This is a genomic window from Azospirillum brasilense (assembly GCF_008365405.1).
GTDB classification, from domain to species: Bacteria; Pseudomonadota; Alphaproteobacteria; order Azospirillales; family Azospirillaceae; genus Azospirillum; species Azospirillum brasilense_D.
Map to the genome: position 1 here is coordinate 77,367 of NZ_QOKV01000011.1, position 14,569 is coordinate 91,935.

15 protein-coding genes are annotated in these 14,569 nt (G+C 68.2%); 6 read left to right on the top strand and 9 right to left on the bottom strand.

From position 1 onward, the window contains the following. Positions 1–154 precede the first annotated feature (154 nt). The 5 genes from DS837_RS17695 to DS837_RS17715 form a co-directional block, all read right to left on the bottom strand. Positions 155–1,057, bottom strand: coding sequence for an FkbM family methyltransferase (locus DS837_RS17695; RefSeq protein WP_149165966.1), 903 nt, complete (start codon positions 1,055–1,057; stop codon positions 155–157). Next, positions 1,054–2,376: a hypothetical protein gene (locus tag DS837_RS17700; RefSeq protein WP_149165967.1), complete on the bottom strand. Its 1,323-nt coding sequence runs from the start codon at positions 2,374–2,376 to the stop codon at positions 1,054–1,056. The genes DS837_RS17695 and DS837_RS17700 overlap by 4 nt, the downstream gene beginning before the upstream one ends. Further along, on the bottom strand, positions 2,373–3,185 hold the full coding sequence (locus DS837_RS17705; protein ID WP_149165968.1) for a WecB/TagA/CpsF family glycosyltransferase: 813 nt from the start codon (positions 3,183–3,185) through the stop codon (positions 2,373–2,375). Before DS837_RS17705 ends, DS837_RS17700 begins: the two co-directional genes overlap by 4 nt. After that, on the bottom strand, positions 3,182–3,823 hold the full coding sequence (locus DS837_RS17710; RefSeq protein ID WP_247890000.1) for a polysaccharide biosynthesis/export family protein: 642 nt from the start codon (positions 3,821–3,823) through the stop codon (positions 3,182–3,184). Before DS837_RS17710 ends, DS837_RS17705 begins: the two co-directional genes overlap by 4 nt. 104 nt (positions 3,824–3,927) lie before the next feature. After that, positions 3,928–5,916: a GumC family protein gene (locus tag DS837_RS17715; RefSeq protein ID WP_170295895.1), complete on the bottom strand. Its 1,989-nt coding sequence runs from the start codon at positions 5,914–5,916 to the stop codon at positions 3,928–3,930. A gap of 440 nt (positions 5,917–6,356) precedes the next feature. On the opposite strand from DS837_RS17715, the gene DS837_RS17720 reads away from it, so the two are divergent. Continuing rightward, positions 6,357–7,187, top strand: a complete 831-nt coding sequence (locus DS837_RS17720) for an FkbM family methyltransferase (protein WP_149165970.1) — start codon at positions 6,357–6,359, stop codon at positions 7,185–7,187. A gap of 19 nt (positions 7,188–7,206) precedes the next feature. On the opposite strand, the gene DS837_RS17725 is transcribed toward DS837_RS17720, so the two are convergent. Continuing rightward, positions 7,207–7,587 (bottom strand): hypothetical protein, encoded by a 381-nt coding sequence (locus DS837_RS17725; protein ID WP_247890001.1) that lies wholly within the window; start codon positions 7,585–7,587, stop codon positions 7,207–7,209. A 98-nt stretch (positions 7,588–7,685) separates the two neighbouring features. Between DS837_RS17725 and DS837_RS17730 the strand changes: the two genes are divergently transcribed. The 3 genes from DS837_RS17730 to DS837_RS17740 all read left to right on the top strand — a co-directional run bounded on the left by DS837_RS17730 (position 7,686) and on the right by DS837_RS17740 (position 9,737). Next, positions 7,686–9,020: an oligosaccharide flippase family protein gene (locus DS837_RS17730; RefSeq protein ID WP_149165972.1), complete on the top strand. Its 1,335-nt coding sequence runs from the start codon at positions 7,686–7,688 to the stop codon at positions 9,018–9,020. Between the two features lie 61 nt (positions 9,021–9,081). Further along, entirely contained in the window at positions 9,082–9,351 is a 270-nt protein-coding gene (locus DS837_RS17735) for a type II toxin-antitoxin system Phd/YefM family antitoxin (protein ID WP_149165973.1), read from the top strand. After that, positions 9,351–9,737: a type II toxin-antitoxin system VapC family toxin gene (locus tag DS837_RS17740; protein WP_149165974.1), complete on the top strand. Its 387-nt coding sequence runs from the start codon at positions 9,351–9,353 to the stop codon at positions 9,735–9,737. The genes DS837_RS17735 and DS837_RS17740 overlap by 1 nt, the downstream gene beginning before the upstream one ends. A 68-nt stretch (positions 9,738–9,805) precedes the next feature. On the opposite strand, the gene DS837_RS17745 is transcribed toward DS837_RS17740, so the two are convergent. Next, positions 9,806–10,765, bottom strand: coding sequence for an ABC transporter ATP-binding protein (locus DS837_RS17745; protein WP_149165975.1), 960 nt, complete (start codon positions 10,763–10,765; stop codon positions 9,806–9,808). 120 nt (positions 10,766–10,885) lie between these two features. Here DS837_RS17745 and DS837_RS17750 point away from each other — a divergent pair, with 120 nt between their 5' ends. Beyond that, positions 10,886–11,278, top strand: a complete 393-nt coding sequence (locus DS837_RS17750; RefSeq protein WP_149165976.1) for a helix-turn-helix domain-containing protein — start codon at positions 10,886–10,888, stop codon at positions 11,276–11,278. Between the two features lie 35 nt (positions 11,279–11,313). Next, positions 11,314–11,733: a LysR substrate-binding domain-containing protein gene (locus DS837_RS17755; RefSeq protein WP_247890008.1), complete on the top strand. Its 420-nt coding sequence runs from the start codon at positions 11,314–11,316 to the stop codon at positions 11,731–11,733. A gap of 55 nt (positions 11,734–11,788) precedes the next feature. Here DS837_RS17755 and DS837_RS17760 read toward each other — a convergent pair whose 3' ends face one another. Together DS837_RS17760 and DS837_RS17765 are read right to left on the bottom strand one after the other, a co-directional pair. Next, positions 11,789–13,306 (bottom strand): FAD-dependent oxidoreductase, encoded by a 1,518-nt coding sequence (locus tag DS837_RS17760; protein WP_149165978.1) that lies wholly within the window; start codon positions 13,304–13,306, stop codon positions 11,789–11,791. A 90-nt stretch (positions 13,307–13,396) separates the two neighbouring features. After that, positions 13,397–14,563, bottom strand: a complete 1,167-nt coding sequence (locus DS837_RS17765; protein ID WP_149165979.1) for an NADH:flavin oxidoreductase/NADH oxidase — start codon at positions 14,561–14,563, stop codon at positions 13,397–13,399. Positions 14,564–14,569 lie beyond the last annotated feature (6 nt).

Sequence of the window (14,569 nt, forward strand, 5' to 3'; positions counted from 1 at the left end):
TAAAATGGCTTAAGCCAGCATTGGCGACGCCGACGCGATAAATTTCGACAAAGAGTCACAACCGGATTTTCCGATTTTGTCGCATTTTGGAGAATCTCGGAAAGCCTGCGTTCAACGACCTCTTTGCGCGAACCATGCGTCTCCCCGGCCATGCTCATGACGGGGAATTTCCGCCATGCATGGCGACCACGTTGCAGAAGTCGGCGGGCACCGTGGTGATCGACACCAGACGGCCCTGTTCGAGCCGCCAGAAGCGATAGCCCATCGCCTCCAGCCGGTCCCAGCAGCCGTCGGTGCGTTCGCCGCGGCGGTGCAGGATGGCGCTGTTCACTTCGAACAGAATGGTCGGGTGCCAGCGCTCCAGGCTGCGCCGCGCGCCTTCGACCACCATGGGCTCCGCCCCTTCGACGTCCATTTTGATGCAGTCGATGCGCGGCAGGTTCAACTCCTCGACGAGGCTGTCGAGCGTCACCGTCGCCACCTCCTCGCCCTCCTTGGTCGCGCTGTCGCCCAGCAGGGAGAAGGCCTGGAGGTCACCGCCCGCCGAGACGTGATGCAGCACCGCCGTGCCGTTCCGGTCGGACAGCGCCTTGCGGACCAGACGCACCGTGGCGAAGCGGTTCAGGGCGACGTTGGCCGCCAGCCGGTCGGCCGCGACGGTGCCGGGCTCCACCGCGACGACGATGCCGTCCGGCCCGGCGAGCCGTGCCGCCTTCAGCGTGTAAAGCCCGATGTTGGCGCCGGCGTCGATGAAGACGGCGCCGGGGGCCACGAACTGGTCGAGTTCGCGCAGCTCCGGCTCCGACCAATCCCGCAGCACGAAGGAGGTGACGGAGGTGTAGCGCAGATCCGGCGGCACGCGCAGCTGCTCGCCGCCGGAGGTCAGGCGGAAGCGCGGGCTGCGCTTCAGGGCGACGCAGCCGAGCCAGAGGGCGGCGCGGGCCAGGACCGGCACCGGCTCGGCGCGGAAACCCGGATGGGCCAGCAGGCGGCGCAGGCGGCGGAAGAAGGCCGGGGATGCGGAGGTGGCGGCGGCGGTGGAGGTGGAGGCGGTCATGGCCTTCCCATGCTGAAGACGGGGCGTTTCGGGGGGCTGGATGGGCGCTGGGCGCCGGCCTGCCGGCGGGCGTTGCGCCAGAAGAGGGCGAGCGCCATCACGCTGGCGACCTCGCCGGGCGTGAAGACGACGGAGTAGATGGTGGAGGTCGCCAGGGCGAACAGGACGTAATCGCCCAGCGCCAGCGTCATGGGGTCGTCACGGTCGGCGGAGCGGCGGGCGGTGCGCAGCGCGGCGACGTAGAAGGCCGCGATCAGCACCGCGCCGATGACGCCGTATTCGAAGACGACGCCGATCCAGCCGATGTCGGCGAGATAGAACTGATCGCTGCCCAGGATGTCCGCCAGGGTCACGCTGCTGAAGCGGGTGATGGCGCCCACCCCCAGCAGCCAGCGCAAGGGCGTCACCTCCAGGAAGTCGAGCGCCAGGACGATGGAGTTCTGGCGGATCGACAGGGAGGCGCCGAGCATCTGCTCGGCCCGGTTGGCGAGGTCCACGCTGTAGACGGCGGCCAGGACGATGGTCGCCAGCAGGGCCGCGCTGACCGCCAGGATGCGCCACCAGCCGCGCGCCGAGGTGATCATGGCGAAGCCGACCACCAGGACCACGCCGCCCAGAACCGTGCGCTGCTTGTAGATCAGGACCATCAGCAGCAGCCCGGCCAGCAGCAGCGGGATGGTCCACCATTCCCGGTAGGCGCAGAACCGCCGGGACAGGTAGAAGAGGAACAGCACGCCGAAGAACATCGGCATGAAGATGCGGTAGCCGCGCTCGAAGTCGTACATCAGCAGCTTGCTCTTCAGCGGGTCGGTGGCGTAGGCCTCCGGCGGGACGACCAGCCATAGAGCGAGCATGACGACGAAGGTGCCGGCGCCGAGCGCGATCAGCGCGCCGCGCACCTGCGGCAGCGTCGGGCGCAGCAGGGTCAGCAGCGCGGCGAGCGAGAAACAATAGGCGAAGGGCCAGACCTTGACCGTGGTCGCCATCGCGTCGGTCAGCCCGTTGCCGAGCTGGACCATGGACACCGCCGGGGTGATCGCCACGAGGTAGGCGAGCAGGGCGATGCACAGCGACTTGAACGGCAGCTCGATCTGCGCCATCGCGTAGACGGCGAGCGGGATGGTCAGGACCGGCCAGCTTTTCGACAGGGCGTAGAGCGGCGGGACATCGACCAGATAATGGAAGCTCTGCCCGAACAGGGGCAGCACCGCCAGCAGGATCAACACCGTCAGGGAGCGGGGCAGGGCGCGGTGCGGCGCGGCCGCCCGGACCGGCGACAGGATGCGTCCGCGCTGCCGGGCTCCCAGCTCGACGATCATGGGCGCGCCGCCGGCTTCGGCCGTGTCCGGTCCCGCTGTTCCGACCACCAGGCGGACAGGGCGATGCCAAGGAGCGGCAGGGACTCCACGAAAACCCGCCGGGCGTGACCGCGCGGATTCTGGGCCAGCCGGTACAGCCATTCCAGGGCGAGGCGGCGGAACAGCGGCGGGGCGCGCTCCACCAGTCCCGTGACGAACAGCAGTGAGCTGCCGACGCACAGCCCGACGCCGGTTGCCCGTCCGGTGTTCCGAATGGCCAGCGACAGGCATTCCGACTGCGGCGCGCCGACCGCCAGGAAGACGAAGCGGGCCGGGTGGTCCAGCACGAAGCGGACGCAGCGCTCGACCTCCTGCGGGTCGGCGGAGAAGCCCATCGGCGGCTCGTGCCGGGCCAGCCGGTTCAGCCCGAAGCGGCTGCGCAGGCGACGTTCCAGCTCGTCGTTGCCGCCGATCACCGTGACGGAATCGTCCGGCGTGATGACGTGCGCGAACAGGTGGGCGGTGAGGTCGCTGCCGCTGGCGCTGGGCAACGGCTTGCGGAACAGCCGGCGGGACAGGTGCCGCATGATCTGGCTGTCGCACAGCCGCAGCCACGCGCCGTCGTAGGCGGCGCGGAAACGGGCGTCGCTCCCTCGGTGGAGCCGTACCACGTGCTGCGCGTTCGGCGTCACGACATAGGCGAAGGGGGCTTCCGGAGCCCGCGCGGCGATGGCCTGGGCCGCGCCGGCCACGTCGAGACGGGTGATGGCGACCCCGAAGACGGTGTCCGTGGGATGTTCCCGCCCCGGTTCGGTCTGGAGCTTCGTCATGGGAAGGTCACGGCGCCGCCGGTCTGGCGCCCGATCGTGTAGCTGAACACACGCTCGAACGGCACGACGCGGTTGATGAACTGCTCGACCCACAGGCCGGTCTCGGCGATGGAGCTGCGCGGCACGAACAGGATGTCGCCGGCGGCCAGCGGCACGTCACCGACCGCCGTCCCGGTCTCCAGGAACCGGCGGGTGTCGATGGTGCGCAGCATCGGCTTGTTCTCGGGGTTGCGGCGGATCAGCACCACCTCCTCGTACCGCGCCTCACGGTCGAAGCCGCCCGCCAGCGTGATCGCCTCCATCACGCCGATCCGGCCGTTCAGCAGGTAGGGGCCGGGGCGGGCGACGGCGCCGCCGATATAGGCGCGGTTCGACGGGGTTTCCTTCAGCCCAATGCTGACCTGCGGCGCGCGCATCCAGCGCCGCGCGCGCGTCTCGACCACGGAGGCCAGCTCGCCCGGCGTCAGCCCGGCGGCGTCGACCTGACCGGCCATGCGCAGCCCGGCGGAGCCGTCGGGACCGATCATCACCTCCTCGTCCATGTCGGGGACGAGCATGAACTTGACCTGGAAACGGTCCCCCGGACCCAGCCGGTAGGCTGGGGTGGAATCCTCCCACCGGGCGAAGCCCTCGGGCATCGCCTCCCTGGGACTTACAGATTGGCCGGTGCACGCGCCGAGCGCCAGCAACGCCGCCAACAGGAAGCCCCGCATCGCGGCCGCCCCTCTCACAGCCATCGGCATCACAGCCATCGGTAGATCACCTGGGGAATGTGGAAGTGGCGGCCGGTCAGCACCAGCCCGACGATGTCGCCGCCGGACGCGAGGATGGAGTCGCGCATCCGGGCCGCGACCGGCGCACGGGTGTGCTCGGCACGGGCGACCAGGATGTTCGCGTCCACCATCGGCGACAGCCGGCGGGCAAGATGGCTGTTCCCGATCGGCGGTGATAGAATCAAAATGATGTCAAAGCGTTGGTTCAGCCGCTCCAGCATCTGGCGCGACTGGGCGATGGGGGTGCGCAGGCTGCCCAGCGCCGACCCCGTCGCCTGCCGCGACACCCAGAGCAGCGGCACGGCGGAGGGCAGCGTTTCGAGGTCGCCGGTCCCCTGCGGCTCGATGGTCGGCAGCCGGTCGCCGGTTCCGCCGTCCGCCTCGCCGTCCATCTTGTCGTCCGCCCCGGCGTTGATCGCCGCCAGCTGGCCGGTGCCGTCGCCGCAAAGGTCGATGACCAGCGTCCGCAGGCCCCGCCCCTTGGCGAATTCCAGCGCGAGACCGCGCGCCACGATGGCATCGCCGTCGCCGTCGTTGGCGGTCACGAACTGGATCAGGGCCATCGGTTGGTCGTCGGCGCCGTGATCACGCAACTGGGCGGCCAGATGGATCAGCTCCTGCTGGGCGCCGGGGGACACCAGCTCGCCATCGGTGTCGGAGAAGCTGGCGATGGCCGGAACGCCCAAGTCGCGTTCGATTTCGTGCGGCAGGATGTAGACCTGGCGCAGCCATGTCGCCAGCACGCCGGCCGCCCCGCCGAGCAGGATGCCGCCGACCAGCCCGGCGATGATGAAGCTCGGCGCCATGCTCGTCCCGGTCGCCGGCGCCACCGCCGGCTGCACGACGCGGACATTGGAGAAGCGCACCTTGGCGGCCTCTTCCTCGGCGCGGGCGGCCTCGGTGCGCTGAGCGTAGTCGCGGTAGATGTCCTCCATCACGCTGCGCGTGCGCTCCAGGTCGCGCAGTTCGCTTTCCGCCTTGCGCAGGCGGCCGACCTTCTCCACCGCCACCGTGTGCTGGCGGTTCAGCTCGTCGAGCTGCCGGGCCACGGCGTCCTGCTCGATCTCCAGCGTCAGCAGATGGTTGCTCAGGAAGGGGATGGTCGGGTTGCGGACCTCGCGCGTGGTGCTGAACACCGGCTTGTCGCTGCCCTTCATCGACTGGCGAACCGTCCTGATCTTCCGCTCCAATTCCTGAAGCGGCGGGTAGTCGGGCAGGAACTGCGAGGCCAGCCGGTCGCGCTCCAGCTCCAGGCGGAGCAGCACGTTGCGGTCGTCGTCGTTCTGGTTCTGGTTGCTCTGTTCCTTGAAATCGAACACCCGTTCCGGCAGGGCGGCGAGCCGCTTCTTGGCGGCGGCGACTTCCGCCTGGAGGGCGGCCTGACGCTCCTGGGTCTGTCGGCGGCGCTGCACGATGCTGTCCACCTGATTGGCGGCGAGCAGGCTTTCCTGCACGAGGTCGACGATGTCGTACTCGGACTTCAGCGCCTGGATCTGCCCCTCGATGCTCTTCAATTGGTCGGAATGGCGCGCCAGTTCGGAGGCGAGGAAGGGCGAGCGCGGAATGTCGAAGATCGCGCGGCGGCGCTTCAGGTAGGCGTCGGCCAGGGCGTTGACGGTGTCCGCGGCGAGGTCCGGGTCCTCATGGTTGAAGCTGAGACGCACGATGTTGGAGGAGGACTGCTGCTCCACCTGAAGGCGGCGCTTGAACTTGTCGATGGCCTTTTCGAGCTGGTCCTGCGGGCTGTCGGCGGGCAGGAGCCCGAAGAGGCGAGGGTGCGCGATTTCCGGGAACAGGGTGACGGGGTCCAGCGCGCTCAGCGTGTCCTCGATCACCCGGCGGCTTTCCAGGATGCGGATCTCGCTGTCCACCGACTTCAGCCCGTCGATCGACAGGACGGAGGGCAGGGTGCCGGCCACGTCGCTGATCCCCGCATGCGAGCGGTCGATCATCATCATGACCAAGCTTTCCGCGGCGTAGCGTGTGCGCGCAGAGGTGGCGGCTGCCAAGCCGGCGATGATCGAAAGAAGAGCGACAATCAGGATGATGCGCTTGTGATAAAAAGCGAGTATCAGAAGATCGCGCGGCGTAAATGCCGACACGCCGCTGGAAAAAAGTACCCCATGCGATTGCTGAGCCGGCGAGCCTTCCAGCTGGTCAGCCGATTGGCTCTGCCTGCGATTTTCCAGATGTTGGGACAGCATCTTTTATGGGTACCGTAGCGTGTGGGTCGAGCACTTTACTTGTATGGCTTACCACGTCCGGTATAGATCTGTCATGGGGTGGTTGGGCTTTTGAAGCATTTTGTCTCAATTTTTAGCTATTTGCTTTTTGCCGAAATCCCCCACTTTTGGTTGGGTGCCAGGATGCCGGCCCCAGCCCCACCGAGCCACGCGCCATGAACCACCGACTGTCTTCACTGAAAGCCGCGATCGAACTCCGTCACCCGCGGATGTTCCGCCGACTGACCTGGCTTCGCGACCGGCTCGCGCCCTACTACGCCGAGCCGGAGCTGCGCCTTCTTCCCGTCCTGTGCGTTCCGGGGGAGGCCGCCTACGACATCGGCGCCAACAGCGGCATCTACACCTTCTGGCTTTGCCGTGCGTCAGCCAGCGTGACCGCCTTCGAGCCGAACCCGAAACTCGCGGCGTTGCTGGAGAGCAAGTTCGCGCCGCTGATCGCGTCCGGCCGGCTGCGGGTGGAGGGGTGTGCGCTGAGCGACGGCGACGGCTCCATCGTGCTTCATGTGCCGCGCTCGTCCGCCTTGGCTTCGGTCGAGAGGGGGGCGGTGGGCGCCCATGGCGAAGAGGTGGAGGCGGTGACCGTCCCGCGCCGGACGCTGGACCGCTACGACGATCAACCGGTCGGGTTTCTGAAGATCGATGTGGAGGGGCATGAGACCGCGGTGGTCGGCGGGGGTCTCCGTCTGATCGACCGTGACCGTCCCAATCTGCTGATCGAGGCGGAGGAGCGGCACAATCCCGGAGCCTTGGCGGCGCTGCAGGCTCTGCTGACCCCGCTGGGATATCGCGGCTATTTCGTCCTGGCGGGACGCCTGTCTACGCTGGACAGCTTCGATCCGGCCCGCCACCAGTCCCGCTCCGCCTTGAACGCAGCAGGCACGCACCGCGTCAAGGGCCAGGTCTACATCAACAACTTCATCTTCGTGGCGCGCGACGGCATGGCCGACCGGCTGCGCGCGGCCCTGGGGCAGTCGAGCAGGACCTGACGGCCTCGCATCGACGGCCTCAGCGGCGGCAATCGACCTCGGGCCAGGGCCGCTTCTGGAAGAAAGGGCGCAAGGTCAGGATCTTCGCCACCTTCCAGATGCGGCTCTGCCGCTCGGGGCACAAATTGTTCACCGCAGAGGTCGGGTTGCCGTGCCACCAATCGGGAATGTTGACCTCGACCTCGTAGGTGTTCAAGTGCAGCTCGGGTTCGCGAATCCACCAGCCATAGGGAAGACGGTCGAAATGGGCACGGATTTCCTGGCGGATGTCGACGGCGCGCCATTCCTCCGTGTCTTGCGCGGCGGCCGGGCGGCCCTGCCCGAGCAGGGCTGCGGCAAGGCACAGAGCCAGCGCCGCCCGAACGCTCCGGTGGCATCGCCCTTTCGTCACACTGGTCATCAACCGACGGCTCTCCTTACGCGGCCCTACACGGCCGTTCCCCACGCGTCCGCGGATGTCTTCCGCTTCCGCAAAAACCCCTTATCCCACAGAGCGTGATGCGTCTCCAGACATGGCGTGCCCTCGGGCGTTATGGCATCGGCCTCGGGTTGCGCGGGGTGGAGGTCGCCGGCAAGCTTGGCCTCTATATCATAGCGGCGGGTGCGCTGGGCGCCCATGACGCCGGCCTGTTCTTCCTGTGCCTGACCTGGATCGGCCTGGCATCAACCATGGCGCGGCTTGGGCTCGAACGGGCGATCACGCGGCACATCGCCGCCGAACTGGCCATCGGCCAGGGGCGGGCGGCCGGGCGCGACCTGCGGACCGGACTGGTTGGCACGGGACTCGCCGCGGCCTTGGCCGCGGTGGTGACCTATGCCCTGGCCGGGCCGGCGTCGCACCTGCTGTTCGAGGCGCCGGATCTCGAAACGCCGCTGCGCCTGTCCGCCCTGGCCTTGGTGCCGCAGACGTTGACCATCACCATCGGATCCGCTCTGGCGGGGCTGAAGCGGGGCGTTGCGGCGCAGTTCGTGCAGAACGCGCTGTGGCCGGTGCTGATGCTTGCCGCTCTTCTGGCGGGGGTTTCCAGCCTCGATTCTCTGATCCTGGCTCTGGCGGGCGCTCTGACTCTCAGCGTCGCGGTCGGTCTGGTCCTTCTCGCGCGCGACCGCCGCCGGTTCACCGACCATTCCGGGCCTGCCGATGCCGCGTCTGCCAATGCCGCGTCTGCGGACGGGCGGACGGAGGCTTTGCCGTCGCTGTGGCACACGGCGCTTCCCTTGTTCGTCGTCGAGCTGGTGCAGGTGTCGCTGGCATCGCTGCCGGTGCTCGCGTTGGGCGTGTTCGTCGACGCGGCCTCGGTCGGGGCGTTCAGCGTGGCGAACCGCATCTCCATGCTGGTCTGGGTCGTCATCATCAGCATCGGCACCTTCGCCGCGCCCAATTACGCCGAACTGCATCGCCGCGGCGAGACGTCCCGCCTGCTGGCGATGAACCGTGCCATCATGCTGACCGTCGCGGCGCTGGGTCTGCCGATGGTGTCGGTCATGATGGTCGTGCCGGAGCTGTTGCTCGATCTGGTCGGGCAGGGGTTCGGCAGCGCGGCGACGGCGCTGCGCATTCTCGCCGTAGGCCAGATGATCAACTGCCTTCTGGCCTGCCAGGACATTCTGCTGGCCATGACAGGACACGGACGCACGCTGCGCCGGCTGAATCTTCTGCAGTTGGCGGTGTGCGTCCTTCTCGGCGCCGTCCTGATCCCGGTCTTCGGCATGACCGGAGCGGCGGTGGTGACGGCCCTGACGGTTGCTCAAGGAGCGATCGGAACGACGCTGGTGCGCATCCTGCTTTTCAGGAAACCCAAAACCTCCACCCCGCTTGCCGATCGCCTTTAACCAACTTGACCAAACCCACGGCCCGGCCCACATTGGTCAAGCTGGTCAAGGGAAGGATGCCATGGGCCATATCAGCTTGTATGACGCGAAAACACACCTTTCGGGCTTGGTCGACCGGGCGGCGGCCGGGGAGGAGTTCGTCATTGCCAAGAACGGTGTTCCTATGGCCAAGCTGGTTCCGCTGCCCAAGGTGACGGAGCCTCGCAAGCCGGCCCGGGCGCTGGGCGTCACCCGGATCGCACCGGACTTCGACGATCCCGACGCGCAGATCGAGGCGCTGTTTGCCGGTGGCTTTCCGGACGAAGGGCCGGATAAAGGGGCAGGCCGCTGATGGACCTGCTGCTCGACACCCATGTGTTCCTTTGGTGGGACGCCGGCGCCGATCCGATCAGTCCGGCGGTGCGAGCCGCAATTGCCGCCCCGGAGAATCGCGTCTATGTGAGCGCGGCCTCCGTGTGGGAGATCGCGATCAAGAGCAGCAAGGGGAAGCTGGCTTTCACCGGGTCTCCGAGCGCGGCCGTTGCCTTGAACAACTTCCTCCCGCTCGCCATCGACCCGGTTCATGCGGAGCGGGCCGGAGGTTTGGAGTGGTCACACCCGGACCCGTTCGACCGCATGCTGGTGGCACAGGCCCAAGCCCAGAACCTGACCTTGGTTCACGCCGATGGCGCGATCGCCGATTACAAAGGCGTTGCGCAGATGTGGGCCCGCCCTTAGCCCGGCAACGGGAGTCTGACAGCGCCATCCCAGCGGTCACTTTTGCGTAATATTTTCCATAATTCATCTTATGAGATATTTGTGCCATGCAGGGGTAGTTTCTGTCCCGAAGTGCAACTCTTGTATCCGTACATAAGCTTACCGGCTTCAGGGGTCGGCCCGCTCCTTCCGTTGAACCGGGAAAAGACGAACCCGTGCCTATGCCGGCCAGCCCGTTCTCGGCACCGTTCCGATTCCCAGCAGCGACGCCGATGCCGAGCTTGCGGCGGGGCTTCGGCGGTCGCTTCAACGACCGCCGAAGACGCACCCGTCAGACCGGCACGGTGCCCTTCATCACCACACGCATCAGGACGCATGACCAGCGTGCGGGCAATGCAGACGCGCTGGCGCATGCCGCCGGACAGCTGGTTGGGATCGGCGTCGGCGAAATCGTTCAGCCCCATGAAATCGATGGCATGGCGCACGCGGTCATCCGCCTCGGCTCCACGGAATCCGGCACGGCGCAGGCCGAAGCCGATGTTGTCGCGCACGCTCAGCCAGGGGAAGGACGCATCCTCCTGGAACACCACGCCGACCCCGTCGGGAACCGTGCCGCGCACGCGCTTGCCCTCGAAGGTGATGATGCCGTCGGTGGGGCTGCTCAGTCCGGCCAACCCGTCGAGCAGGGTGGATTTGCCGCAACCGGACGGCCCGACGATGGAGAAGAATTCTCCCCGCCGAAGCTCCAGATCGACCGGCCCCAGGGCATGGACGGTCCGAAGATGCGGGTGACACCCGTCATCACCGCATGGCTTCCAGCCGCCAGGCCGTTGGAGCCTTGGGCGCGGCCGGAGGGAATGGGTTGCGCCGGATGGGACGCGCCTGCCGGGTCCTTGGGAACCGGTGCTCTTTCTGACGATAGGCCACGCATGGGTTGTGTCTCCCTCCCGGTGACGGGCGTTCGGCGTTCCGCCTGGATTCTGTTTGTTTTGTAAGCATACAAATGCAGGCCGCCGGCCCTGTCCAGGACAGCTTTGGACCACCCCCATATAAAAATTGTTTGCCCTCCCCCGCCGCCGGTGCGTGGCTTTGGACCACGCGCATCGCGTCCTGCCCCTTGGCAGACCGCGTGCAAGCGATGCGAACCGCCGGAACGATGGACCCCGCCGATGCGCAGCCGCCAGTTGGAAAGCTTCATCCTGGTCTGCGAACTGGGCAGCATCAGCAAGGCTGCGCTGGCGCTGAACATCGCGCAGCCGGCATTGGGGGTGCCGATCAAGGCGCTGGAGCGGGAATTCGGCGTGCCGCTGCTGGTCCGCACCGTCACCGGCACCCACCCCGGCCGGCCTCCTCTTCCTGGAAGAGGCGAGGCTGATGGTGCGGCGTTTGGAGGATTTGAAACGGTCGCTGCGCGAGGTGGCCGGGAAGGTTCCGAGGACACAGGCCGTGGGGCTGACCCCCAGCCTGTCGGGGTTGCTGGCCGGCCGGCTGATGGAACGGCTGCACGGCGCCCTGCCGGGGGTGGAACTGAAGCTGTTCGAGGAGTTGAGCCAACGCACTGATCGGCCATGTCGCGTCGGGCAAGCTGGATCTTGCGCTGGCCTACACGGCGCCGCACAGCCGCATGCTGCACCGCGAACCGCGGCTGAACGAGGCGCTGTGCCTGATCACCCATCCGGGTTCGCGGTTCGACGGGACTGGGCCGGTGACGCTGGCAGGCATCGCCAGCGCCGAACTGGCGATGCCCAACGAGGGCGATCTGGTCCGGCGTTTGGTCACCGACGCGATGACCGCGCGCGGGCTGGTGCCGAACGTCGCCTTCTCGTTGGAATCCATGCAGGCGATCAAAGACATGGTCCGGCGCGGACTGGCCTGTGCGATCCTGCCGCACAGCGCCGTCGCCGAGGACATCCAGGCCGGCGCCCTGGTGATCCGGCCGATCGTCGAGCCGCCGCTGATGCGCACACTGTTCCTCATCCGCCCGACCGTAACCGAACCGAACGCGGCGACGGCCTAGGCGCTGCGCATCATCGACGACCTGTTGGACGAGCTGAGGCGCGAGGACCGAAACTTCACCGTCGCGTCGTGATTCCGGCATCAGTGCGAGCCGCATGAATGCCAGCGAGTCTGCCGGACGTGAAGGCCCAGGCCAGATGATGGCCGTGCCCTTCCAGCAGCAGACCGCCCTGCCCGACCGACCCGACGGCGTAGAGGCCCGGAATCGCCTGCCCATCACCGCGCGTCACCTGATGGTTGCGGTTCACCGTCAGGCCGCCGTCCGTCAGGATGATCCAGCTTTTGACCGGTCCCAGCGCATGGAACGGCCCCTTGCCGATGGGAGGCCGACCGCCGGGAGCGGCATTGTGCGCGCTGATCGCCTTGCCGAATGCCGCGGCAGGCACCCCCATGGAGGCCGCCAACTCCTCGATCGACCGGCCGCGATGGTAGAGGTCCGGCCGCGTCCGCTTGTAGTCCTGGAGGTAGGCGTAGGCGACGCCGGGGGCGGTCGAGATGAAGTGCGGCCATTTGCCGAACCTGCGCGCCACCTCGTCGTCGAAGACGATGTAGCCCACCTTGTCGGGCTGTTCGGCCAGGGCGTAGTTCGGGCGGTCCAGTTCGTCGGCGAAGCGCTCGCCGCGTTTGTTGACCAGGATCGCCCCCTCGCGGAACAGCGAGGGCTCCGGACTGAGATAGGTGGTCACGAAGGACAGGATGAAGGGGCGCAGGCTCCAGGTCGGCAGCCTTTCCAGGGCCAGGCGCATGGCGCCGGTCAGCAGCCGGTGCGGCGGCAGCCGCAGGAGGGCGCTGGGGTTGGCCGGCGGCATGAAGCGCAGGTTCGGGCCGTAGACGACCTCCCCGAATTTCACTTCGGCGCCGAGTTCCTCGCCGAACCGGTGTCCGTCGCCGACGTTCGTCGTGTTCACGCCGTCCACCTCGGCGACCGCCGGGTTGAAGCGCCGCTTCCAGTCCGGGCTGGACGAGTAGTCGCCGGTCGCCAGGACGACCGCGCGGCGGGCGCGCAATTCGTGCGGCCGCCCGTCGATCCGGGCCGCCACGCCGACCACGCGGCCATCCTCCACCAGCAGCCGCTCCACCGTCGCGTTGACCCGCGCGTCGACGCCGACGCGGCGCGCCTCGCGCGCCACGAAATAGATGTAGGCCCGCGAGTTGGGCAGCACATTGTGCATGCGCGGCTGCCGGTGCGGCGGCTCCGGCATCGGACCGTAGAAGGTCACTCCCAGCGACATCAGCCAGTCCACGCTGGCCGGAACATTCTCCACCAGGATGCGCCGCAGTTCCTCATTGTCGGCCGCCGCCGCCCGGTCGCCGGCGAACTTGGCGGCGAATTTCCCCATATCCTCGAAATGGGCCTGCGGATCGTCGACGATGCCCGCCTGGCGCTGATGGGGGGTGCCGGTGGCGGTGATCGACCCGATCGACAGGCCGGTGCTGCCGCGCAGCTCCGTGTGCTTCTCCAGCAGAATGACCCGCGCGCCTTCCCGGCGGGCGAAAATGGCGGCGGTCAGGCCGGAGCCGCCGCCGCCCACCACCACGATGTCCGTCTCTTCGCGAACGACATCCGCGTTCATTTCGATCCCTTTTCCAATGGGCAGGCTTCCGGCGCCGCGCCACGAGGAGCGCGCCGGTCCGCCGCCTGTCGTTGTCTGATACTGGCGTCGTCAGTTCCGCTTGCGGTCGAGCGTCCGCGCCCGGCGGGCCAGCCACCAGCCGGACTGTTCCGGCCAGCCGTCGAAGCTCCCGTCGCACAGCTGCTGCCGGGCGTGCAGCGGCCAGTTGGGATCGGCCAGCGCCTCCCGCCCGATGGCGACGAGGTCGGCCTCCCCATCGCGCAGGATCGCTTCCGCCTGCCGGCCGTCGAGGATCAGGCCGACCGCCATGGTCGCGATCCCGGCCTCCCGCCGAATCCGCCCGGCGAACGGCACCTGGAAACCGGGATGGCGCGGCACTGCCGCCGCGGTGGCCGAGACTCCCGTCATGCCGCCGGAGGAACAGTCGATCACGTCGATCCCGACGTCCCGCAGGTCGCGGCTGAAGGCCACGCTGTCCTCGATGGTCCAGCCGCCCTCGATCCAGTCGGTCGCCGAGATGCGGACGAACATCGGTCGGTCGGCCGGCCAGACCGCCCGCACCGCCATCGCCACCTCCAGCGGGAAGCGGCAGCGCCCTGCCGGATCGCCGCCATAGCCGTCGGTCCGCCGGTTGCTGAGCGGCGAGAGGAATTGATGCAGCAGGTAGCCGTGGGCGCAATGCAGCTCCACCGCCTCGAACCCCGCCTCCAGCGCCCGCGCCGCCGCGGTTCGCCAAGCCTCGACGAGGGCGGCGAGACCGGCGCGGTCCAGCTCCGCCGGCACCTGCCAGCCGTCGGCGACGGGCAGCGGACTTGGACCGATCACCGGCCAGGGCGGTTCCCCGCGTGCCGCGTCGGCGGCGGCGAGCGGGCCATGCCCCTGCCAGGGCCGCTGGGTGGCCGCCTTGCGCCCGGCATGGCCGAGCTGGATGCCGGGAACCGCGCCGAGCGCCTTCAGCGTTCCGGCGATGTCGCGCAGACCGGGGATCTGCCGGTCGTCCCACAGGCCGAGATCGCCGGGCGTGATCCGCCCCTGCTCGGTCACCGCCGTCGCCTCGACCATCACCATGCCGGCGCCGCCCATGGCGAAGCGGCCGAGATGCACCCGGTGCCAGTCGCCGGCCTCGCCGTCCACCGCCGAATACTGGCACATCGGCGAGATGACGATGGGATTGCGCAGCGTCGTCCCGCGCAGGGCGACCGGCCTGCACAGCAGCGGCGGTGCGGCCGGGGATTCGCCGGTGGACGGGCTCTCCATCTCCGG

Bases quoted from the DNA above. Each gene is read 5' to 3' on its own strand.
- DS837_RS17695 (WP_149165966.1), bottom strand. From the start codon at position 1,057: ATGACCGCCTCCACCTCCACCGCCGCCGCCACCTCCGCATCCCCGGCC.
- DS837_RS17700 (WP_149165967.1), bottom strand. From the start codon at position 2,376: ATGATCGTCGAGCTGGGAGCCCGGCAGCGCGGACGCATCCTGTCGCCG.
- DS837_RS17705 (WP_149165968.1), bottom strand. From the start codon at position 3,185: ATGACGAAGCTCCAGACCGAACCGGGGCGGGAACATCCCACGGACACC.
- DS837_RS17710 (WP_247890000.1), bottom strand. From the start codon at position 3,823: ATGCCCGAGGGCTTCGCCCGGTGGGAGGATTCCACCCCAGCCTACCGG.
- DS837_RS17715 (WP_170295895.1), bottom strand. From the start codon at position 5,916: ATGATGATGATCGACCGCTCGCATGCGGGGATCAGCGACGTGGCCGGC.
- DS837_RS17720 (WP_149165970.1), top strand. From the start codon at position 6,357: ATGAACCACCGACTGTCTTCACTGAAAGCCGCGATCGAACTCCGTCAC.
- DS837_RS17725 (WP_247890001.1), bottom strand. From the start codon at position 7,587: ATGACCAGTGTGACGAAAGGGCGATGCCACCGGAGCGTTCGGGCGGCG.
- DS837_RS17730 (WP_149165972.1), top strand. From the start codon at position 7,686: ATGCGTCTCCAGACATGGCGTGCCCTCGGGCGTTATGGCATCGGCCTC.
- DS837_RS17735 (WP_149165973.1), top strand. From the start codon at position 9,082: ATGGGCCATATCAGCTTGTATGACGCGAAAACACACCTTTCGGGCTTG.
- DS837_RS17740 (WP_149165974.1), top strand. From the start codon at position 9,351: ATGGACCTGCTGCTCGACACCCATGTGTTCCTTTGGTGGGACGCCGGC.
- DS837_RS17745 (WP_149165975.1), bottom strand. From the start codon at position 10,765: ATGGGGGTGGTCCAAAGCTGTCCTGGACAGGGCCGGCGGCCTGCATTT.
- DS837_RS17750 (WP_149165976.1), top strand. From the start codon at position 10,886: ATGCGCAGCCGCCAGTTGGAAAGCTTCATCCTGGTCTGCGAACTGGGC.
- DS837_RS17760 (WP_149165978.1), bottom strand. From the start codon at position 13,306: ATGAACGCGGATGTCGTTCGCGAAGAGACGGACATCGTGGTGGTGGGC.
- DS837_RS17765 (WP_149165979.1), bottom strand. From the start codon at position 14,563: ATGGAGAGCCCGTCCACCGGCGAATCCCCGGCCGCACCGCCGCTGCTG.